The sequence below is a fragment of the Bacillus sp. BSL6 genome (assembly GCF_052928345.1).
On sequence record NZ_JAVGCW010000001.1, the window covers coordinates 501,816 to 522,415 of the forward strand.

General features: G+C 35.1%; 24 protein-coding genes and 1 pseudogene. 19 read left to right on the plus strand and 6 right to left on the minus strand.

Annotated elements, in window-relative coordinates; genetic code table 11:
• The first annotated feature begins 3 nt into the window (after positions 1 to 3).
• On the plus strand, positions 4 to 540 hold the full coding sequence (locus RCJ96_RS02765) for a delta-aminolevulinic acid dehydratase (RefSeq protein ID WP_074611021.1): 537 nt from the start codon (positions 4 to 6) through the stop codon (positions 538 to 540).
• 264 nt (positions 541 to 804) lie between these two features.
• A complete protein-coding gene (locus tag RCJ96_RS02770) occupies positions 805 to 1,305 on the plus strand; it encodes a DoxX family protein (protein ID WP_000236600.1) in 501 nt (166 codons plus the stop codon).
• A 36-nt stretch (positions 1,306 to 1,341) separates the two neighbouring features.
• Here the strand turns inward: RCJ96_RS02770 and RCJ96_RS02775 are convergent, their stop codons facing one another.
• Both RCJ96_RS02775 and RCJ96_RS02780 read right to left on the minus strand, forming a co-directional pair.
• On the minus strand, positions 1,342 to 2,226 hold the full coding sequence (locus RCJ96_RS02775; protein ID WP_242304705.1) for an alpha/beta fold hydrolase: 885 nt from the start codon (positions 2,224 to 2,226) through the stop codon (positions 1,342 to 1,344).
• 15 nt (positions 2,227 to 2,241) lie between these two features.
• Positions 2,242 to 3,075, minus strand: coding sequence for a GNAT family N-acetyltransferase (locus RCJ96_RS02780; protein ID WP_000691523.1), 834 nt, complete (start codon positions 3,073 to 3,075; stop codon positions 2,242 to 2,244).
• A gap of 261 nt (positions 3,076 to 3,336) precedes the next feature.
• On the opposite strand from RCJ96_RS02780, the gene RCJ96_RS02785 reads away from it, so the two are divergent.
• Together RCJ96_RS02785 and RCJ96_RS02790 are read left to right on the plus strand one after the other, a co-directional pair.
• Positions 3,337 to 4,722, plus strand: a complete 1,386-nt coding sequence (locus RCJ96_RS02785; RefSeq protein ID WP_316149219.1) for an alkaline phosphatase — start codon at positions 3,337 to 3,339, stop codon at positions 4,720 to 4,722.
• Between the two features lie 54 nt (positions 4,723 to 4,776).
• The gene (locus RCJ96_RS02790; protein WP_074607066.1) at positions 4,777 to 5,244 is read left to right on the plus strand and encodes a hypothetical protein; all 468 of its coding nucleotides are present in this window, start codon (positions 4,777 to 4,779) and stop codon (positions 5,242 to 5,244) included.
• A 53-nt stretch (positions 5,245 to 5,297) separates the two neighbouring features.
• On the opposite strand, the gene RCJ96_RS02795 is transcribed toward RCJ96_RS02790, so the two are convergent.
• Positions 5,298 to 5,948, minus strand: coding sequence for a GTP pyrophosphokinase (locus RCJ96_RS02795; protein WP_000456225.1), 651 nt, complete (start codon positions 5,946 to 5,948; stop codon positions 5,298 to 5,300).
• Positions 5,949 to 6,286: 338 nt separating this feature from the next.
• On the opposite strand from RCJ96_RS02795, the gene rpmG reads away from it, so the two are divergent.
• Positions 6,287 to 6,436 carry a 50S ribosomal protein L33 gene (gene rpmG, locus RCJ96_RS02800; RefSeq protein ID WP_001265617.1) on the plus strand — a complete coding sequence of 50 codons (150 nt, stop codon included), beginning with the start codon at positions 6,287 to 6,289 and terminating at the stop codon, positions 6,434 to 6,436.
• Between the two features lie 88 nt (positions 6,437 to 6,524).
• Positions 6,525 to 8,018: a YcdB/YcdC domain-containing protein gene (locus RCJ96_RS02805; RefSeq protein ID WP_316149226.1), complete on the plus strand. Its 1,494-nt coding sequence runs from the start codon at positions 6,525 to 6,527 to the stop codon at positions 8,016 to 8,018.
• Between the two features lie 54 nt (positions 8,019 to 8,072).
• On the opposite strand, the gene RCJ96_RS02810 is transcribed toward RCJ96_RS02805, so the two are convergent.
• A complete protein-coding gene (locus tag RCJ96_RS02810; protein ID WP_000667453.1) occupies positions 8,073 to 8,303 on the minus strand; it encodes a hypothetical protein in 231 nt (76 codons plus the stop codon).
• A gap of 258 nt (positions 8,304 to 8,561) precedes the next feature.
• Between RCJ96_RS02810 and sigK the strand changes: the two genes are divergently transcribed.
• Positions 8,562 to 9,275, plus strand: a complete 714-nt coding sequence (gene sigK / locus RCJ96_RS02815; protein WP_000051382.1) for an RNA polymerase sporulation sigma factor SigK — start codon at positions 8,562 to 8,564, stop codon at positions 9,273 to 9,275.
• A gap of 290 nt (positions 9,276 to 9,565) precedes the next feature.
• Entirely contained in the window at positions 9,566 to 10,354 is a 789-nt protein-coding gene (locus RCJ96_RS02820) for a phosphatidylserine decarboxylase (RefSeq protein WP_001254997.1), read from the plus strand.
• A gap of 146 nt (positions 10,355 to 10,500) precedes the next feature.
• On the opposite strand, the gene sda is transcribed toward RCJ96_RS02820, so the two are convergent.
• A complete protein-coding gene (gene sda, locus RCJ96_RS02825) occupies positions 10,501 to 10,656 on the minus strand; it encodes a sporulation histidine kinase inhibitor Sda (protein WP_000850094.1) in 156 nt (51 codons plus the stop codon).
• 247 nt (positions 10,657 to 10,903) lie between these two features.
• On the opposite strand from sda, the gene RCJ96_RS02830 reads away from it, so the two are divergent.
• The 8 genes from RCJ96_RS02830 (at position 10,904) to RCJ96_RS02865 (ending at position 16,033) form a co-directional block, all read left to right on the plus strand.
• Positions 10,904 to 11,416: a YqeG family HAD IIIA-type phosphatase gene (locus tag RCJ96_RS02830; protein ID WP_000765311.1), complete on the plus strand. Its 513-nt coding sequence runs from the start codon at positions 10,904 to 10,906 to the stop codon at positions 11,414 to 11,416.
• A 3-nt stretch (positions 11,417 to 11,419) separates the two neighbouring features.
• A complete protein-coding gene (gene yqeH, locus RCJ96_RS02835; RefSeq protein ID WP_000140795.1) occupies positions 11,420 to 12,526 on the plus strand; it encodes a ribosome biogenesis GTPase YqeH in 1,107 nt (368 codons plus the stop codon).
• Between the two features lie 15 nt (positions 12,527 to 12,541).
• A complete protein-coding gene (aroE, locus tag RCJ96_RS02840) occupies positions 12,542 to 13,375 on the plus strand; it encodes a shikimate dehydrogenase (protein ID WP_074607062.1) in 834 nt (277 codons plus the stop codon).
• A 5-nt stretch (positions 13,376 to 13,380) separates the two neighbouring features.
• The gene (yhbY, locus tag RCJ96_RS02845) at positions 13,381 to 13,674 is read left to right on the plus strand and encodes a ribosome assembly RNA-binding protein YhbY (RefSeq protein WP_000955224.1); all 294 of its coding nucleotides are present in this window, start codon (positions 13,381 to 13,383) and stop codon (positions 13,672 to 13,674) included.
• Between the two features lie 131 nt (positions 13,675 to 13,805).
• Entirely contained in the window at positions 13,806 to 14,375 is a 570-nt protein-coding gene (nadD, locus tag RCJ96_RS02850; RefSeq protein ID WP_001233255.1) for a nicotinate-nucleotide adenylyltransferase, read from the plus strand.
• Complete coding sequence (gene yqeK / locus RCJ96_RS02855) at positions 14,365 to 14,934, plus strand: bis(5'-nucleosyl)-tetraphosphatase (symmetrical) YqeK (RefSeq protein WP_001078246.1); 570 nt, start codon at positions 14,365 to 14,367, stop codon at positions 14,932 to 14,934. The genes nadD and yqeK overlap by 11 nt, the downstream gene beginning before the upstream one ends.
• Complete coding sequence (rsfS, locus tag RCJ96_RS02860; protein ID WP_000653200.1) at positions 14,931 to 15,287, plus strand: ribosome silencing factor; 357 nt, start codon at positions 14,931 to 14,933, stop codon at positions 15,285 to 15,287. The genes yqeK and rsfS overlap by 4 nt, the downstream gene beginning before the upstream one ends.
• Positions 15,284 to 16,033 carry a class I SAM-dependent DNA methyltransferase gene (locus RCJ96_RS02865; RefSeq protein WP_074607060.1) on the plus strand — a complete coding sequence of 250 codons (750 nt, stop codon included), beginning with the start codon at positions 15,284 to 15,286 and terminating at the stop codon, positions 16,031 to 16,033. Before rsfS ends, RCJ96_RS02865 begins: the two co-directional genes overlap by 4 nt.
• Positions 16,034 to 16,204: 171 nt before the next feature.
• On the opposite strand, the gene comER is transcribed toward RCJ96_RS02865, so the two are convergent.
• Complete coding sequence (gene comER / locus RCJ96_RS02870) at positions 16,205 to 17,032, minus strand: late competence protein ComER (protein ID WP_061132138.1); 828 nt, start codon at positions 17,030 to 17,032, stop codon at positions 16,205 to 16,207.
• A 77-nt stretch (positions 17,033 to 17,109) separates the two neighbouring features.
• Here comER and RCJ96_RS02875 point away from each other — a divergent pair, with 77 nt between their 5' ends.
• From RCJ96_RS02875 to RCJ96_RS02885, 3 genes and pseudogenes are all read left to right on the plus strand, one after another.
• On the plus strand, positions 17,110 to 17,709 hold the full coding sequence (locus RCJ96_RS02875; RefSeq protein ID WP_074607057.1) for a helix-hairpin-helix domain-containing protein: 600 nt from the start codon (positions 17,110 to 17,112) through the stop codon (positions 17,707 to 17,709).
• Between the two features lie 63 nt (positions 17,710 to 17,772).
• On the plus strand, positions 17,773 to 18,330 hold the full coding sequence (locus tag RCJ96_RS02880; protein ID WP_000439783.1) for a ComE operon protein 2: 558 nt from the start codon (positions 17,773 to 17,775) through the stop codon (positions 18,328 to 18,330).
• 14 nt (positions 18,331 to 18,344) lie between these two features.
• A pseudogene (locus RCJ96_RS02885) lies at positions 18,345 to 20,578 on the plus strand (DNA internalization-related competence protein ComEC/Rec2).
• Positions 20,579 to 20,600 lie beyond the last annotated feature (22 nt).

Consider the following 20,600-nt stretch of genomic DNA (forward strand, 5'->3'; position numbering starts at 1 on the left):
TGTATGTTGAATGTTGCACTAGTAGTTGGTTTTAATTCGGATTTAGAGGCGCAATCAATCCGAGCATCGCTTGAATATTTTGGTGCAAGAGTTGTAACATATTGGATTGGTAGACCGAAAGATTTTATAGAAGTTCTTTCTGGAAAGAACTTATTTAACGATATCAATTATATTATTTTTTGCTTTCATGGTGAGGAAGGAAAGTTTGTCATGGAAGAGTTGGGTGAAGATATATATGAACAAGATGAACCGAGAGGATACTTTGGTGCAGAAGAAATTTATAAATATGCAAAATTGCATAATACAAATATTGTAAATAGCGGGTGTACGTTAGGGGAACAAAAACTAGCAGAATCTTTCTTACGTAGTGGTGCGAAATCGTATATTGGATCGATAGATTATGTAGATGGGAATGCAGCACTTATGTTTACAATACGCTTATTTTACGGGCTTATTAACCATGAAAAAACGTTAGGAGAGGCTTTTGAAGAAGCACGGTTAATTGATAAAGAGACACATACATTTCGATTATATAAGTAGTGTGAAACACGTTTATTCTATATTCGAATAAACGTGTTTCACATTTAACTCACATTTTTTTTACATTTTCTTCAATGAAAACCATTATCACTTATGGTATGATATGTTCAAGTTTTTACAGGTAATAAAAGTTACTATATAAACGTTAGTTTTTAATGTTTCATACACATGTCACTGAATATTCATAATTAACGTTTGAAAAATAAGTAACTAATGTTATTATATTATCTGTAACTAACTTAATTACAACTTTAGGAGGAATATATGGTTATTCAATTTTTAAGAGAAAACAAAGCAGTTTCTTTTGTATTAGCAGTAATTCGAGTATATCTTGGTTACACATGGTTAATGGCTGGAATCGGTAAACTACAAGGGAAAGGATTCGATGCAACTGGTTATTTACAAGGTGCAATTGAAAAATCTAAAGGAGCACAACCGGCTGTTCAATCTTGGTGGGCATCATTTTTACAAGATTTCGCAATTCCAAACGTTGATCTATTTAATACACTTGTAACGTGGGGAGAAATTTTAGTCGGAATTGGTTTAATTGTAGGCTGTTTAACAAAAACAGCGGTCTTTTTCGGTCTTGTAATGAACTTTTCCTATATGTTTAGTGGGTCAATTGGTGTGAATCCTGAAATGGTTATTCTATCAATGTTCGTTCTAGTTTCTGGTATGAATGCTGGTAAATTTGGAATAGATGGTTTCGTTATTCCGAAAGTATTAGGTTCAAAAACTCAAAAACGCCAAAAGCAAGCTGCTTAATATATGAAAGCGGGTATCTCAAAATGAGATACCCGCTTATTTTTCAGTTATTATAGGGTTTTTGTCAAAGAATTCTTTCACATACCCTACAAACTCCTGTGGTTCCTGACGAAATGGTGCGTGATAACCTTTTTCGATAATATGGAAAGTACTATTTTTTAAAAATTGATGATACGTTTCGCCCTCTTTCCAAGAAACGCTACTATCATTTCTTCCCCATATAATTAAGGTTGGTTGTTTTATTTCATTTGCATTAATTTGAAGACGTCTAGGCCATAATTTCATTTTATTGTAATGCTCTTCATCATTACGTTTAAATTTCACTTTGCTCTCATCATAATCTGCAATGGCAGAAACGGTATTTAAATCAGTCGACAACTGTGGTCTTGGTGATCCTTGTTTATTAACGAGTGTATGAGGACCGCCCGTAGCATCAGTTAAAATAAGGTGGGTAACGGCTTCTGGATATAAATATGTTAAATTAAGAGAAATTTCTCCGCCCATTGAGTGGCCCAATATTGCAAACGAATCGTAACCTAGTTTTTTCATTAATTTATAATACAAATTTGCATGGGTTGGGAAAGAATAATAAAAATCCATCGGCTTAGATGAGCGCCCGAATCCTAAAGCATCTACAGAAATAATTGTATGATCTTTTGCTAAGTCTGAGTAAATCTTTTGAAAACCATCTGATGATCCTCCAAATCCATGGATCATAAGTAAAGGTGGCTTTTCGTTACCAATCTGCTTAAAGTAAATGGTTTGACCATCTACTTCCACCATCTTTTCCTCAGTAGCTAGTTTCGCTGTAAGTGTATTTTTAACTTGTTTTACTTGTTCTACTGGTTTTTCTGCTGCACTACATCCTACTAATAGTGTAAGAGTAAGACAACCTACCATAAAATAGCTAAATCGCTTCAATTAGGTGTCCCCTTTCTAACATAACGCTGTATCTATCATAGCAAATAGCATATTACGATTTCCAGGAAGTTGGCTACCATTTTTTATCATAAGAGGTGAAAGGAGCGTTTCTTGGAAATTTTCTGTTTGAAGGAATTTGCGAAATACAAATTGTGAATGTGGGACATCAATTCGTACTGTGCCATTCCAACATTCACATATGTTTTGTAGTAATTGAATAGCATCTTCTTCTCGTTTGGCGATAAGTGGATTGATACATAATATATTACCTTTTTGTATGCATAAGGAAAAAGCTTCTATACAGTTATGTCTCTCAATTTTAAAAGAGTGGTTCGTTTTTGGTAATAGTAATGAATAAAGTAAAGAACGATCGGCACCAGTTGTAATTTGATCGAGAGAAATAAGAGATATAAGATCTTTTTCTTTTACTTGTTTTGTAGGAGTGATATGTGTCTTAGTAGTTTGTTTTTCAAAACGATGAATCGTCGTTACTGTTTGAAATCCGCATGATGTATACAGAGGCTCGCCAGCCTTTGTTGCAATAAGTGCAATTGGCTGTTTTGGATGAGTGTGTTCTAAGCAGTGATTAAGCAAAGTCCGCCCGATGCCTCGGCCTTGAAAATTAGGATGGACGATTAACATGCCAATAGTAGAAAACCTATCTTTAAAAGGAAATACGCCTCCAGCTGCAATCAGTTTATTTTCATGCATATAACCGACAAGTGTACCGAGAGAAAGATACATTTCGAATTGTTTTTTCATAAATGCTTTATCTTGTAACCATCCAATAGCTTTGCAAAGGTCCAATAAATCAAAAATATAAGTTTTGTCTAGCTTTATTATTTTCATAAATATTCACCACATTTCTATTAATTTTTATAAAAGTAGATGGAAAATGTTAAATAAGAGATTTACGTTAAATGAAATCCAACTTGTTTATATTTTGATTGTAAAGGCGAAGATGGTTGATATGAAAAGACAAAGTTATACAAATTATAACTGATATTTACATAAGTTAACAAAAAATTTACATATAACTAATTTTCCCTTAACAGTCTTCTATTAAATTTGATAGTGGGAAATGAATAACCTAATTAGGGGGACAAGACAGTGAAAAAGTTTGTGAAAAAAGCATGGCCATTTGCAGTTGTGGCATCATTAGCAGTTACTTCGGTAGCAACATGGAATTTTACACGTTCTAGTGAAGTGAGCGCAGATGAGAACGGAAGCAATGCAAAGATTAAAAATGTTATTGTGTTAATTGGAGATGGTATGGGCCCTTCATATATGACAGCTCACCGTTATATGAAAGATAATCCAAAAACATTCGAGATGGAATCTACAGAGTTTGATAAACATCTTGTAGGAACACAAAAAACATATCCGGAAGATGAACATGAAAATATCACAGACTCAGCATCAGCAGCAACAGCTATGTCAGCAGGAATTAAAACATATAATGCGGCAATTGCAGTTGATAATGATAAAGCAGAAGTGAAAACTGTTCTTGAGCAAGCGAAAGAGAAAGGGAAATCAACAGGATTAGTTGCTACTTCTGAAATTACACATGCAACACCAGCTGCTTTCGGTGCGCATGACATTAGTCGTAAAAATATGGACGCAATTGCAAATGATTATTTTGATGAGAAAATTAAAGGGAAGCATAAAGTAGATGTTATGCTTGGCGGCGGCGTAAAAAACTTTGTTAGAAAAGATCGCAATCTTACAGAAGAATTTAAGAAATCTGGTTATAGTTACGTAACAAATCGAGATCAATTGTTAAATGATAAAAATGATCAAATTCTTGGTTTATTTGCACCAGGCGGTTTAGATAAAATGATTGACCGCAATGAGAAGACACCTTCATTAGAAGAAATGACAAATGCAGCAATTGAGCGTTTGAACAAAAATAAAAAAGGTTTCTTCTTAATGGTTGAAGGAAGTCAAATTGACTGGGCAGGACACGATAATGATATCGTTGGTGCAATGAGTGAGATGGAAGACTTTGAAAAAGCATTTAAAGCTGCGATTGAGTTTGCGAAAAAAGATAAAAATACGTTAGTCATTGCAACGGCAGATCACGCTACTGGCGGGTTATCTTTAGGTGCGAATGGTGAGTACAACTTTAAAGTAGATCCAATTAAAGCTGCAAAACGCACACCGGACTTCATGGCAAATGAGATTGTAAAAGGTGCAAATGTAGAAGAAACATTGAAAAAATATATTGATTTACAATTAACACCTGAAGAAATTAAAGCGGTAAATGATATTGCTCCTTCAAAAGATGTAACAAAGATTGATAATGCGATTGAAGATATTTTCAATAAGCGTTCGGTTACAGGTTGGACAACAGGTGGACATACAGGAGAAGATGTAAACGTATATGCATTTGGCCCTGGTAAATACTTGTTCTCTGGCGTTCAAGAGAATACAAATCTCGCTAAACGTGTCTTTGATATTGTTGGCGGTGGTGATCCGAATAAAGGAAGACGCTAATTATAAATGAGAGTGAGGCGAAATGCCTCACTTTTCTTTTTAGGAGATGGGAAGATGAGAGCTTTTTTCAGGGGGGTAGGCCCCTTTCTAATAGTTGTATTATTGCTAGTTGGATGTCAATCCAAAGAGAATAAGATAGAACAAAAAGCTACTACTACAAAAGCTGAGGAAAAGGTACAAATAACAAAAGAAGAAGAGAAATCGATTCAAGATGTTATGGATAAATTTGTAAGTACAACGAATGAAAAAAATCTTGCTGAACATATAGAATTATTTTCAAAGAAGATGCCTAGTGCCGAAGACTTAAAAACGCAAAAAGAAGCAGCTTTTCAAAAGGGAAATAAGAAAATTGAATTGGAACATATAGACATAAAAGCTAGTAAAGCAGGGTATGTTGTTGTTGAAACAAAAGAAAAGGAAATAGATGGAGAAATCACTCTTCAGAAAAAAGTACAGTATGCAATTGGAAAAGAAGAGGATGGTTGGAAAATTGAAGAGGTTCGTACGATAGAGAAGAAATAAAGTAGAACTTTTCGTAAATAGCAAAAAAGGTTCTCATTGGCGAGAACCTTTTTTTATAGTGGTAACATAATTTGATTTGAGCATGCTTCGATATCATCAATATCTTGGCGAATGGTTGCCATTTTATTATCGAGATCTTCAGCTTTCATTGCTGCATCATGTAGTTCATCTTTTAAATACTCAGGTATTTTTCCCTCATATTTATAATAAAGTTTATGTTCTAAACTTGCCCAAAAGTCCATTGCAAGCGTACGTAATTGAATTTCTGCAAAGACTTCTTTTGTACCAGAATTTAGTGATAAAGGGTATTTGATAATCATGTGTAAACTTTTATAGCCATTTTGTTTTGGATTAGCGATATAATCTTTTACTTCTATGATTTCCATATCTTCACGTTTTTGAATGACATTTTTTAAATGATAGATATCTTCTACGAAGCAACATGTAATACGAATGCCGATGATGTCTTGTAAATGCGTTTGCGCATTTTCAACTGTCGGTAATAAATTTTTACGCTCAAGTTTTTTAATAATACTTTCAGGTTGTTTTAATCTTGTTTTTATATGTTCAAACGGGTTGTAATCCTCTAAAAATTGGGCTTCCCGGTTCATAATTTCAAATTTAGTTTTTAACTCTTCTAAAGCAAATGTATATGGTAGTACAAAAGCTTTCCAGTAGTTAACTGTTGATTGATTATATTCCATTTATATACACACCTTTTCCTATTTACAAGTGAGGTTGTTATTATACTAAATACCAAAGCATATAAGCGCAAGCAGCAAATGATGAAATCATAAAGCGATATTTAGTTTTCATACTTTCAACTCCTTTCGATTAAAAATTCTATATGAATAAACGTGATTGTTAATAAGTTCACTATGTACAGTTTCTATAGTAATAGATTCGTGTGAATTTCGTATGAACTAATTGTTTCAGCTTTTTGTCTTTTTTTGCAATTGACAAATAGAATGAAGTTATATAATATATAAATCGTAATCATTACGATTTAGTTTGCGATCTTTAAAAGAAAGGAGAATTACATATGCGTGTAAATATTACACTAGCTTGTACGGAGTGCGGTGATCGTAATTATATTTCTAAAAAAAATAAACGAAACAATCCAGAGCGCATCGAACTAAAAAAATATTGTCCACGATTAAAGCGAGTAACGTTACATCGTGAAACGAAGTAGAAGACTAGAGATATCTCTAGTCTTTTTTGTTTATATTTTTTTGGTTGAGTTTGTTATAATTACCTTAAATTGTAATAAAGAGAGCGGTATGATGAATCAAAAAGATAAAGAAAGAAAAGAGCAAGTGGCTCATATTATTAAAATTCCAGATGATTATAGGCTTGTTGTAGATGATCAAGATGGTGTGGATGACCCATATCATCTATTATGGTGGGAACATAAAGCGAATGAGGAGAGAACAATACGGATTACGTTGAATAGAAATACTGGTAGTTTAATTGACTTTAGGATAGAGGATGAAAAAGCTTTTTCGAGCGGTGAGGAAGCGATAGAGGAGAATAAAGCAAGAGAGATTGCAAATATATTCTTAAAAAAATATACAAAAGAAGGATATGAATTTTATACATATGTAACTGTTAAGGATGACAGGCGCGGTTGGAAAGAAGTAAATTATATGCAAGAAGTAAATGGCTATCCATTGCCAAATACAGGATATGTTGTGCAAGTTCACTCTTCAGGGAATGTTGTGAATTTCCATTACAATGGACAAAAAGCTATAGAGAAAAAACCATCATGGCCAAGTGAAATTGTTGAGGAGAACGTCGTTTTAGAAAATTTGAAAGCTAGACAAGATATGAGACTTGTATTTGTAGATTTAACATACTCTTCATGTGAGGATGAAAACGGGGAAGAAGTAAAAGGGTACCGTCTTGTATATGAACCAGATCCTAGCCATGCGTTTATTAAAGCAAGTACAGGCAAAGATTTGTTTGGGCCAGATCACTATAGAATAGCTTCTACAGTACCAGTTGTTAAAGCGATAAAAAACAGTGAAAGAAAAGATGTGCTCGATTTATTAGATTGGGATAAAGAAAAATTTATAAAAGTAGATGAAAAAGAGGATAGGTATGAAATTCAGATGAGATTTGTACTGGAGAAAGAATTACAAAAAGAAAGAAAAGAGAAAGATGCATATTCAATGGAGGCATTCTATAAAAAGTATTCCCCGATATTGAAACATGATAACTTCGTTGTAATTACTTTAGATAAAGAAACAAATCAATTACTTTCCTGTTTAATGTGGAAGGATGAGCGAGAAAGGAAAACGCTCTTATCTAGAGACCAATGTTTAGACAAAGCACTTCAATTTTTGGAGCATATTATTCCAGGTACAACCAATTATGTTCAAATTTGGGATAATTATGAAAAGGAAGATGGAATTGAGAGATTTTCCTTTTCAATATATGTAAATGACATTCAAGTAGAGGGAAAATATATTATGATTAATATTAATACAGAGAATGGTGCTGTGATGCACTACTCTGGAGAGTCTAGCAATTTTATAAAAGAATTGCTCACATACGAAACAACACCAAAAGTAACAAAGGAAAAAGCGTTAGAAATATACAGAGGGGCCATGCGAGTTCATTTAGAATGGTTTTTAGAAAATGAGGTAGAGGAAACAAATTACGAACTATTGTATAAACAAACAACGGATGAAAATCATAAAGAATCCTTCGACTGTAGTCGAGAAATTCGTTATATTGATGCGCATACTGGGGAGAAAATTTGGAGTAAATAAACTTTTAAATAGGGAAAAAGGTCTTCGAGAGAAGACCTTTTTTAGAAAGAACGATTATTCTTCGTATGTATCAATTTTATATAACCACTTCTGTACACTAGCAGGCGGTCCTTCTGTTCTCCACTTTATTGTACACATTCCACAAGAACAGTGAACTTTTCCTTTTGCAAAAATACCGGCAATTTCAGGAGTATATCCCCATGCGTGTTTTGCAATATTCATTTTTCGACGCATTGTACGTTGACGTTGGTGTCTTGTATAAGCACGTGTTCTTTCAAATTTCATATTTGTAATCCCTCCTTGTAGTACAAGTAGCTTGCAAGAGCGTACAAGGAGTTCATCTCTTACAAGCTACTCAGGTACAAGAGGGAAATGAAATATTTCATATTCCACTCTCCAATCTTTTGTTTAAGTATACGTAGTGAAGCTTTATGAGACAATTATTATGCTTAAAAACATACGGGAATGATATCGTACAGACACAAACAACCTCATGCCCACATACACTTAGTAAAGACCACTATTTTGGCGGAGGTGAAAGGTTTGAGTCTATTCGCCGCAATTGGATATATGGTTCGAGAAGTGTTTGTTTTTGTTTCTTATGTGAAGAACAATGCGTTTCCGCAGCCATTATCATCAGACGATGAGAGAAAGTACTTAGAGTTAATGGAGCAAGGTGATGCTCAAGCGAGGAATCTGTTAATTGAACATAATTTACGGCTTGTAGCTCATATCGTTAAAAAATTTGAAAATACAGGGGAAGATGCAGAAGATTTAATTTCAATTGGTACAATCGGGCTCATTAAAGCAATCGAGAGCTATTCGGCAGGAAAAGGAACGAAACTTGCAACGTACGCAGCACGCTGTATTGAAAATGAAATTTTGATGCATTTACGTGTATTAAAGAAAACGAAAAAGGACGTTTCACTTCATGATCCAATCGGGCAAGATAAAGAGGGGAATGAAATATCGCTTATTGATATATTAAAATCAGAGTCTGAAGATGTAATTGATATGATCCAGCTTAGTATGGAGTTAGAAAAGATTAAAGAGTATATCGATATTTTAGACGAACGAGAGAAAGAAGTAATCGTGAAGCGTTTTGGACTGGGGCTTGATAAGGAGAAGACGCAACGAGAGATTGCGAAGGCACTTGGTATTTCCAGAAGCTACGTATCAAGAATTGAAAAGCGCGCTTTAATGAAAATGTTCCATGAATTTGTAAGAGCAGAGAAAGAGAAAAAAGCAAAAGAATAATGTACATTACAAGCAGCCGTATTTTAAAATGGGCTGCTTTTCTTTTTGGAAATAAGGAAAGAAAAAGAGTTGTGTTCAGAAGAAATCCATGTTCACTGTTGAAAATGATGGATTCTATCTGTAATATTAGAAGGTGCTAAACAATTTAAGAATGATACCGTACTTAGTTTTCTGCATGTATAATATGGCGGTTCTATATGATATGTGGGAATAAGAACTAATTTTACATATGATATAGAAGGAAAAGAAGGGGAAGCTAAAGTTATAGACTGATTAGGAGGTTCCGCAATTTGCGACGTACATTATATCGACTTATGATCGAACTTACAAATGGTCGTTTTACTTCTTATATATTACGTAAATTTGCACAATCTCGTTTGAGCTCTATCATTATTCCATCGTATGCGAAAGTATTTCAAATTAATCAAGATGAGATGGAAAAGGGTTTGAAGGAATATAGAACATTGCATGAATTATTTACACGTAAGCTAAAAGAAGGAAAGCGTAGTATTGATACAGATGCATCGAGTATCGTTAGTCCTGTTGATGGTGTTTTTGCTGATCACGGTCCTATTGAGGACACAAAAACATTTGATATTAAAGGCAAGCGTTATTCGATTGTGGATATGCTAGGTAATGAAGAACGTGCACAGCGATATGCAGGTGGTACATATATGGTTATTTATTTAAGCCCAAGTCATTATCATCGTATTCATAGTCCGCTTTCTGGTTCTGTGACTGAAAGGTTTGTACTCGGTAGAAAATCATATCCGGTAAATGCAGCTGGTATGGAATACGGGAAAGAACCATTGTCAAAAAACTATCGCTCCGTTACAGAAGTGAATAGTGACGGTGAACATATGGCGCTTGTAAAAGTAGGAGCTATGTTTGTAAATAGTATTGAGCTGCTGCATGAAAGAGACACTGTTCAAAAAGGTGAAGAAATGGCATACTTTACATTCGGTTCAACAGTTGTGTTATTGTTTGAAAAAGATATGATAGAAGTAGTGCAAGAATTGAAGAGTGGACAAGAGCTTCGCCTTGGTGAAAAGATTGCTACTCGATTGGCTCATAAGTAAAAAAGATTTTATAACTGTAAGCAAGATTTATGGACAAAGATGCGTAATGATGAAATTCCCTAGATGGGAGTACTTGTTTATTCGAGAGCCATCGCAGGATGGCTCTTTTTACAAGTTAGTTACTTAAAACTTCACTTTATATGTAATCAAGACGATTTGACGAGCTTGTCCTCTAATGAGCGTCTAATAATTTCTTGTTTTATAAGTAAAATGAAGTCGGGATTTAATTTTAGTTCTTTTGCTTTATAATAAGACTCAGTGAGTAACTCAGTAGATAACTGTTCCATATGTTTTGTTTTCAAGGTGAGTCACCTCCTAATAATATAAGGATTGATTCGTTGTTGCATTTAATGTACCAAAAAAATATGACAGTCACAAACGGGTGGTTATCCACATACCTAGGTGGATAAAATGTGTATAGATTGTTAGTAAATTCCAAATTAACCGAAAAATTAATGTGGAAAATGTGTACAATTTTATCCACAGGCCATATATCGAAATATGTTGTCGAAAAATTTTTATGAAAACTCCTCAAAGAGGTGAAAGAAATTGAAACTATTTTTACCAAATGAATATGTGAAAAATGTATATCATGTTCAACCAGAAGATTTGAAAAAACGTGGAATTAAAGGTGTTATTACTGATTTAGATAACACTTTAATTGAATGGGATCGTCCAAATGCAACGCCACAACTTGAAGAATGGTTTTTGAAAATGAAAGAGCAAGGCATTCAAGTAACGGTCGTTTCAAATAATAATGAGCAACGAGTGAAAGATTTTGCTGATCCATTAGGCATTCCATTTATTCATAGTGCGCGTAAGCCATTTGTTCGTGCGTTTAAGCGTGCGATACGAGAGATGCAGTTGCAACCAGATGAAGTTGTAGTAATTGGGGATCAGTTACTGACAGATGTGCTAGGTGGAAACCGAGTTGGACTGCATACAATTTTAGTTGTACCAGTAGCACAAACAGACGGATTAGTAACGCGCTTTAATCGAAAAATTGAACGAAGAATTATGAGAAACATGAAGAAAAAAGGTTTAATTAACTGGGAGGAATAAAGTTTGACTGAAACAATTAAATGTATTGGTTGCGGTGTAGAAATTCAAACAGAAGATAAAAATGAAGTGGGATATGCTCCTGCCTCATCTTTAGAAAAAGAACAAGTCATTTGTCAACGCTGTTTTCGATTGAAACATTATAACGAAATTCAAGATGTCTCATTAACAGATGATGATTTCCTACGTATTCTAAACGGTATTGGAAAATCGGATGCGTTAGTAGTTAAAATTGTAGATATTTTCGACTTTAATGGTAGCTGGTTACCTGGCTTACATCGTTTCGTGGGAAATAATAAAGTATTACTTGTTGGGAATAAAGCTGATTTAATTCCTAAGTCAGTAAAACATGATAAAGTAAAGCATTGGATGCGCTATAGTGCAAAGCAGCTAGGATTAAAGCCAGAAGATGTCTTTTTAATTAGTGCAGCGAAGGGACAAGGGATTGCTGAGCTGGCAGATGCGATTGAGTATTACCGCGGCGGAAAAGATGTTTACGTTGTTGGATGTACAAATGTAGGGAAATCAACATTTATTAATCGAATGATTAAAGAATTTAGTGATGAGACTGAAAATGTAATTACAACATCTCATTTTCCAGGAACAACGCTTGATTTAATTGATATTCCGTTAGACGAAGAATCTTCTTTATATGATACACCAGGTATTATTAACCACCATCAAATGGCTCATTATGTTGGAAAACAAAGCTTAAAGCTTATTACACCAACAAAAGAAATTAAGCCGATGGTGTTCCAATTAAATGAAGAACAAACATTGTTCTTTAGCGGATTGGCACGTTTTGATTACGTAAGTGGCGGTCGTCGTGCATTTACTTGTCACTTCTCAAATCGTTTAACAATCCATCGTACAAAGCTTGAGAAAGCAGATGAATTGTATAAAAATCATGCAGGGGATTTACTAAGCCCGCCAACACCAGAAGAATTAGAAAATATGCCAGAGCTAGTGAAATACGAGTTTAATATTCGTGAACCAAAAACGGATGTTGTATTCTCTGGATTAGGATGGGTTACTGTGAACGAACCTGGAGCAAAAATTGTTGCACACGTACCAAAAGGAGTAAGTGTTTCATTGCGTAAATCTTTAATTTAATATGGAGAGGGATTTATGAAACAATTATATGGTGTAATCGGAAATCCAATTGGACATTCATTATCACCCGTTATGCATAACGATGCATTTGAACACTTGAATATGGATGCCCATTATCATGCTTTTCTTGTTAAAGAGGAAGTGCTAGGGGAAGCAGTAAGAGGTTTAAAAGCGTTAGGTATTTCAGGATTTAATGTAACAACTCCGCACAAAGTTGCGATTATGGATTATTTGGATGAGATTGACCCGCTAGCAAAACAAATTGGTGCAGTAAATACGGTGGTTCATAAGGATGGGAAATTGATTGGCTACAATACAGATGGAATTGGTTTTGTCCGAGCGCTACAGTCAATTAGTAGTGAACCACTTCAAGAGAAACGTATTTTATTGCTTGGCGCAGGTGGTGCTAGTCGAGCTATTTATTTTTCACTTGCTGATGTAGGTGTGAAAGAGATTGATGTAGCGAATCGTACAGTAGATAAGGCGAAAGAACTTATTGCTGCATGTACGGCTACTGTTCATTCTGTTGCTTTATCGTTAGAGAAAGCAACAGAAGAACAAGAGAATTATGATATTATCATTCAGACGACAACAATAGGTATGCATCCACGTGTCGAACATACGCCGTTACAAATTTCTTCGTTGAAAAAGGGAACGATTGTATCAGATATAATTTATAATCCATTTGAAACGAAAATTTTATGTGAGGCGAAAGAGCAAGGTGCAATGATTCAAAATGGTATTGATATGTTTGTTTATCAAGGAGCGCTTGCATTTGAAATGTGGACAGGGCGCACGCCAAATATCGAACGAATGAAACAATTAGTTATAAGAAAGCTTGGAGGCTAACATATATGTTAACAGGAAAACAAAAAAGATTTTTACGTGCACAGGCACATCATTTAACACCAATTTTTCAAGTAGGAAAAGGCGGAGTAAATGAAAATATGATTAAACAAATCGCAGATACTTTAGAAGCTCGTGAGCTATTTAAAGTAAGTGTGCTACAAAACTGTGAATTCGATCGCCGTGAAGTTGCGGAAGAACTTGCAAAAGGTGCACGTGCGGAAATCGTTCAAGTAATTGGAAGCACAATTGTTTTATACAAAGAATCAAGAGAAAACAAGCAAATTAAACTTCCTCGATAAAAATAGCATATGCTATTTTTATCACTAGTAATGGTGTAGAGATCGAAACCAATTGAACTTTTATTAACAGTAAACTCTCTTCGGATGGCAATGAAGAGAGTTGCTGTATGTAAAAGGAAGGGGCGTTTCTTTTGAGAAAAGTTGGCATCATTGGCGGTACATTTGATCCGCCACATTATGGACATTTGCTCATTGCAAATGAAGTATATCATGCTTTGAATTTAGAAGAAGTATGGTTCTTACCGAACCAAATTCCGCCGCATAAACAAGGGCGGAATATTACAAGTGTAGAAAGTCGCTTACAAATGTTAGAACTTGCGACTGAGGAAGAGGAACATTTTTCTATTTGTTTAGAAGAGCTAAGCAGGAAGGGCCCATCTTATACGTATGACACTATGCTACAATTAACGAAGAAGCATCCGGATGTGCAGTTTCACTTTATTATTGGTGGAGATATGGTTGAGTATTTACCGAAGTGGTATAACATTGAAGCGTTACTTGATCTTGTAACGTTTGTTGGGGTTGCAAGACCGGGTTATACATTGCATACACCTTATCCTATCACCACTGTGGAAATTCCGGAGTTTGCAGTTTCTTCATCTTTATTACGTGAGAGATATAAAGAGAAGAAAACATGCAAATATTTACTTCCTGAAAAAGTACAGGTATATATCGAGAGGAATGGGTTGTATGAATCGTGAGGAAGCACTTCATATTGTGAAACAACAAATGCATGAAAAACGTTATATACACACAATTGGTGTAATGGAGACGGCAATTGAACTTGCTAAATTATACGGTGTGGATGAAAAAAAGGCTGAAGTTGCAGCTATATTCCATGATTATGCGAAGTGTAGGGCGATTTCAGAGATGGAAGAGATCATTAAAAGTGAAGGTTTGCCGAAAGATTTACTTTGTTATAACAAAGAGTTATGGCATGCACCTGTTGGGGCATACTTAGTAGAAAAAGAAGTAGGTATTACAGATCCTGAAATCCTGCAAGCTATTACATATCATACAAGTGGTCATGAGAAAATGACGATGTTAGATAAAGTAATTTATGTAGCTGATTACATTGAGCCTGGGCGAAAGTTTCCAGGGGTGGAGGAAGCTCGTAAACTCGCATATACGGATATAGATCAAGCTTTATTATTTGCGCTAAAGAGAACAATTCAATTTTTAATGGAAAAAGATCAAACGATTTATCCATTAACATTCCAAACATACAATGCAGTTATCAAGGAGGAAATGAGTAAATGAAAGATAAAGATTTATTAGTATTAGCAGCAAAAGCAGCTGATGATAAGAGAGCAGAAGATATGGTTGTCCTAAATATGCAAGGTATTTCACCAATTGCAGATTATTTCATTATTTGTCACGGTAACTCAGATAAGCAAGTGCAAGCAATTGCACGTGAAATTAAAGCGAAAGCACACGAGTTCCAAATCGACGTACAACGTATGGAAGGTTTTGACGAAGCTCGCTGGGTATTAGTTGACCTTGGAGATGTAGTTGCTCATGTATTCCATAAAGATGAGCGTAATCACTATAATTTAGAGCGTCTATGGGGCGATGTGCCACGTGAAGATATTACAGAAGAGTTAGGCCAATGAACTACGAGCAATTTGCGTTGCTGTACGATGAACTAATGAATGATGTCCCTTATAATAAATGGGTGGAATTCACAGAGGAAAGCTTGCAGCAAGCGGATATGAAAGAGGCGAAGATTCTTGATGTAGCATGCGGTACTGGTAATGTAACGCTTCCGCTTGTACAAAAGGGTTACGATGTAATCGGTGTCGATCTTTCGGAAGAAATGTTAGCAGTCGCACAGCAAAAACTAGGCGAGGCAGGATATTTTATTCCTTTTTACCAACAAGATATGCGGGAGCTTGATGTTCCAGGTGAGTTTGACTGTGTAACTATCTTTTGTGATTCATTAAACTATGTATTGCAAGAAGATGGAGTGCAAGAAACATTCCGAAGAGTGTTTCATCATTTACGTCAAGATGGTTTGTTTTTATTTGATGTACATTCTTTATATAAAATACATCATGTATTTCAAAATGAAACATACACAGTGAATGGAGAAGAAATATCTCTTATTTGGAATTGCTTCCCTGGTGAAGATTCAAACAGTGTAGAACATGATTTAACATTCTTTGTTCAAGACCCAGAAGAAGATGTGTACCATCGTTTTGACGAATGTCACGTACAACGTGCATATCCGGTTGAAGAGTTAACGAAATGGCTTGAAGAAGCTGGTTTTACAGTGCTTCGTGTAACTGGTGACTTTGAGCGACTTGAAGTTACAGAACAAACAGAGCGTATTTTCTTCATGGCGAAGAAAAACGGATAAAACAAAAGCAACCGAGAAGGTTGCTTTTGTTTTATGAAGAAGCTGTAATTTTAGTTCTAGGATAATAAGAAAATGACATACGTGAATGGTGAAAATGCTAGTTTAAGTAAAAATGTAATGTGAAAAATTAAGTATTTATAAAAAGGATTTGGAATGACGATGACGTATTTATTATGTGTGTTTATTGAATTGCTGATCAACGCATTTTAAATCTTCATCAAATTTCTCGTGTGTCCGCTCGATTAATTTATGAAACATATCTCCAACATGTTCTTCTAAAACCCGAATACCTTCTCCTGTAACGCCGCCTTTCACACATACTTTTTCTTGTAAAGTAGGCAATGTGAAAATTCCCTTTTCGAGTAGTTTCCCCATTCCAACGACCATTTCACTTACTAAAGTAGTGGCTTCTTCATGTGTAATATTTGTTTTATCTACAGCAGCATTAATGAAACATTGTAATAAATAACTAAAGAATGCAGGGCCGCAGCTTGCTATATCAGATGAAACGCGCGTTATATCTTCTTCTATTACAAGGGGAGTAGAAATGTTTTTGAATAAGCGAAATAGTTTTTGTTGCCATTCTTCAGAGCAGTTACTTCCAAATGTAAATAGTGATGCGCCGGATAGGGCGCGGTTTGTAATGCTCGGAATAATACGAGCAACATGGCAAGGTACAAGTGTCTCTAATTGTGATGGAGATATTGGACTTGTGATAGAAACTAAGCACTTTTCATCAGAAAAATGTTCGGCGTATTTTTGTAAGATTGGGTATATATCTATCGGCTTTACACAAATAAAAATAAGATGCGATCGTTCGATTACCTCATCAATAGTTTTGGCTATATGAACAGAAGGGTATTTTTCCTTTATATGATATGCTTTGGCGGGCGTTCGATTAATGATCGTAAGGCACGAAGGTTTGGTAGCACGGGTTTCTAAAAATGCATCGATTAGTATATTCCCCATGTTTCCTGTCCCTATAATTCCTATGTTCAATGTTTCATCCCTCCTTCGTAACAGCTTTCTCCTAAACAATATGAATGATGTTATAAATTTATGATTAGAGGTGAAAAATGATGTGGGATTTTCCAAAGAAATGGTTAGGATTAGCAGCTATTATTGGAACTGTGCTTTTTCTTCTTTTCTGGAAAACGAACGAGCATACAGAGCAATCAGCTATTGCAACGGATGTTCAAGCGAAAGATATAGAGAAGAAAAGTAAACCGAAAATATCGGATACAAAGCAGCAGAAAAAAATAATTGTAATTGATATGAAAGGGGCTGTTGTTAAAGAGGGGGTGTATGAAATGAAAGAAGGGGACCGGGTCAAGGATGCCATTGAAAAAGCAGGTGGTTTTTTGCCTGAGGCAGATAGGATGAAGGTAAATTTAGCGCAAATGGTACAAGACCAAATGCTTCTTTATGTACCGAATAAAAACGAACAAGTGCAAGAGGTAGCTGCTGTTTCAAAGGGAGAGGGAAAAGTTCAAATAAATGCAGCTTCTAAAGAACAACTTGAAAAAATTACAGGTATTGGTTCTCGGAAAGCAGAAAGTATTTTGAAATATCGAGAGGAACATGGTCCGTTTCAAAAAATAGAAGATTTGTTAGAGATTGATGGGATTGGTGTGAAGTCTTTGGAGAAAATAAAAGATCAAATTATTATTCCGTAAAAGATTGACGAAGTTTTTCTTCATTCGATACACTACAAGTAGACAAAAAAGTAGGTGAAGAATATGGAACGAATTTCATGGGATCAATATTTTATGACGCAAAGCCATTTGTTATCTTTACGTAGTACATGTACAAGGCTTGCAGTAGGAGCGACAATTGTTCGTGATAAACGAATTATTGCTGGTGGATATAATGGTTCAATTAAAGGTGGCGTACATTGTATAGATGATGGATGCTACGTTATTGATAATCATTGTGTTCGTACAATTCATGCAGAAATGAATGCTTTATTACAGTGTGCAAAATTTGGCGTGAAAACGGAGGAAGCGGAAATTTATGTTACGCATTTTCCTTGTTTACAATGTTGTAAGGCGATTATTCAAAGTGGTATTACAGCAGTTTATTATGCACAGGATTATAAAAATCATCCGTATGCCGTAGAGTTATTTGAAAAAGCGAATGTAACGGTGAAACACGTTCCGCTAGAATATGATATTGCAGCATTAGAGGATCAAAAACGTCATATGGAGTTAAAAGAACTATTTGCATCTTTAGAAAAAGAGAACTTATCAATGGAAGAATTACAGCATGTATTCACGAAAGCAAAAATGATGCTATAAGGAGTGGGTATGAGTTGCAAGGACAATGGGGCTATGTTGCAATCTCATTTATAATAGGGATTGCAATTGCCTTCTCCTCTTCAGTTGTATTGCTAATTTGTTGTCTCGCTCTAAATGTTTTCTTTTGTTTATATCGTACTTCGCGTAAAACCTTCTTTTATTGTATGATAGCGTGTTTAAGTGGCGCTATGTACACCACGTATGTTCAAGGGCAAAACAAGCCTCTGGGAGAGTCCTATGAAGCTACAAGAGGAGTGATACATAATACACCTCTTATTAATGGAGATCGCCTCTCGTTTCAAATTGAAGATCAGAATAAAAATATAGTGCAGTTAAGTTACAAAATGAAATCAGCTTTGGAAAAGAAACAGATGCGACAATTACATGCAGGAGTATCATGTGTATTCGAAGGTGAGAGGAAAGAACCACAAATAGCTCGGAATTTCCATGGGTTTAATTATCGTGATTATTTATATAAGCAAAATATTCATTTCATATTGGACGCTACATATATTTCTGAATGCCATAAAACATCGTTGTCACTCGTGCAATGGATTCTTCTTTTGAGGCAACAAGCAATCTCAGAAGTTGCAGAAATGTTTCCAGAACAATCAGGTGCTTTTATGAATGCATTAGTATTTGGTGATAGACAACAAATGACATTTGAAGTTGAAGAGCAATATCAACAATTCGGTCTCGTGCATTTGTTGGCGATTTCAGGATCGCATATCGTATTGTTAATGGTAATCGTGTATTTTATTTTGCTAAGAAGCGGTGTGACAAGGGAGGTAGCAACAGTATGTCTTATCTTCTGCATTCCTCTATATATGATTTTAGCAGGAGCGTCACCATCTGTTATAAGAGCTTCTATAACAGGAGTTTTCATGTTAATTGCTTTTATGTGTTCTATTCGTTTATCTAGCTTAGATGCTTTAAGTATAACAGCTATATGTATGCTTATATTTGATCCATATCTCGTGTTTAATATTGGTTTTCAGTTTTCTTTCGTCGGTAGTTTTGCTTTACTTTTATCTGCCCCGCTTTTACTAGAGAGTGGTAATGGAGTAATTCAAAATTCTATTTATATTTCTTTCATTTCACAGCTCGTTAGTACTCCGATTTTGTTATATCACTTCGGTTATTTTTCTCCATATAGTATTTTCTTAAATATCCTATACGTTCCGTTTTTATCTCTCGTTGTATTGCCGTGCAGTATTGTTATTTTGATATGTATACCGATCATTCCGTTTCTTGCAAAAAGGCTTGGGAATGTACTATCAATAGGTTTGAATCTTTCTAATGATTTTTTAAGTTATTGCGAAAACTTACCATTTACCCGTCTTAATTTCGGGCAAACACCTATACTTCTTGTAGCCCTATATTGCGTGAGTATTATTAGTATATTGGTGGTTTGGGAAAGGCGCATGACGAAGGGGATTCTGTTTATATCTGCGGGTGTATTTCTTTTTATTAGTACATGCCATTATGTATATCCGTATTTTCGAGAAAGTGGGAGTGTTACCTTTCTCGATGTTGGACAGGGAGATGCAATATTAATTCGTCTCCCGTATGATCAAGAGATTTACCTTATTGATACTGGTGGAACAATTCGTCCAAACAAGGAAGAATGGCAACGTAAAAAGCATGAATTTTCTGTCGGAAATGATATTTTGATTCCTTATTTACAAAAGGAAGGTATTAAAAAGATCGATAAATTAATTATAACGCATGGAGATGCGGATCATATAGGTGCTGCGCAACAGTTATTATCAAATATAACCGTAAAAGAAGTTGTATTTGGCCGAAAGGAACAAGATGCGGAATTAGAAAAAATAGTAAAGAAACAGGCTTTAGAAAAGAAAGTGAAAATAACGCTTCAATTGTAATGTTGGCAAAATTAGGAGGACTAACGTGGTTGTTTACAGGTGATTTAGAAGAAGAAGGTGAGAAGTTTTTAGTAGCTACGTATCCAGAGTTGCGAGCGGATGTTTTAAAGGTTGCTCATCATGGGAGTAATACGTCATCTACAACAACTTTTCTGAGCGTCGTACAGCCTAATATAGCGGTTATTTCTGCCGGTGAGCGTAATAGGTATGGGCACCCTCATAAGGACGTTATAGAGCGTTTTAAGAAGAGGGGGATTGAAATATGGCGTACGGATAAGCAAGGGGCTATCTCCTATGTTTTTAAAGGGGAAAACGGAACCTTTCGCAGCAAAATCACATATGATGAAACACATAATAGATAAAAAAGACTGCCAGTAAGCAGCA

Excerpts from the sequence above, each read along its gene's own strand:
- RCJ96_RS02765 (WP_074611021.1), top strand. The coding sequence starts at position 4 with ATGTTGAATGTTGCACTAGTAGTTGGTTTTAATTCGGATTTAGAGGCG.
- RCJ96_RS02770 (WP_000236600.1), top strand. The coding sequence starts at position 805 with ATGGTTATTCAATTTTTAAGAGAAAACAAAGCAGTTTCTTTTGTATTA.
- RCJ96_RS02780 (WP_000691523.1), bottom strand. The coding sequence starts at position 3,075 with ATGAAAATAATAAAGCTAGACAAAACTTATATTTTTGATTTATTGGAC.
- RCJ96_RS02790 (WP_074607066.1), top strand. The coding sequence starts at position 4,777 with ATGAGAGCTTTTTTCAGGGGGGTAGGCCCCTTTCTAATAGTTGTATTA.
- RCJ96_RS02795 (WP_000456225.1), bottom strand. The coding sequence starts at position 5,948 with ATGGAATATAATCAATCAACAGTTAACTACTGGAAAGCTTTTGTACTA.
- rpmG (WP_001265617.1), top strand. The coding sequence starts at position 6,287 with ATGCGTGTAAATATTACACTAGCTTGTACGGAGTGCGGTGATCGTAAT.
- RCJ96_RS02805 (WP_316149226.1), top strand. The coding sequence starts at position 6,525 with ATGATGAATCAAAAAGATAAAGAAAGAAAAGAGCAAGTGGCTCATATT.
- RCJ96_RS02810 (WP_000667453.1), bottom strand. The coding sequence starts at position 8,303 with ATGAAATTTGAAAGAACACGTGCTTATACAAGACACCAACGTCAACGT.
- aroE (WP_074607062.1), top strand. The coding sequence starts at position 12,542 with ATGAAACAATTATATGGTGTAATCGGAAATCCAATTGGACATTCATTA.
- yhbY (WP_000955224.1), top strand. The coding sequence starts at position 13,381 with ATGTTAACAGGAAAACAAAAAAGATTTTTACGTGCACAGGCACATCAT.
- yqeK (WP_001078246.1), top strand. The coding sequence starts at position 14,365 with ATGAATCGTGAGGAAGCACTTCATATTGTGAAACAACAAATGCATGAA.
- rsfS (WP_000653200.1), top strand. The coding sequence starts at position 14,931 with ATGAAAGATAAAGATTTATTAGTATTAGCAGCAAAAGCAGCTGATGAT.
- RCJ96_RS02865 (WP_074607060.1), top strand. The coding sequence starts at position 15,284 with ATGAACTACGAGCAATTTGCGTTGCTGTACGATGAACTAATGAATGAT.
- RCJ96_RS02875 (WP_074607057.1), top strand. The coding sequence starts at position 17,110 with ATGATGTGGGATTTTCCAAAGAAATGGTTAGGATTAGCAGCTATTATT.
- RCJ96_RS02880 (WP_000439783.1), top strand. The coding sequence starts at position 17,773 with ATGGAACGAATTTCATGGGATCAATATTTTATGACGCAAAGCCATTTG.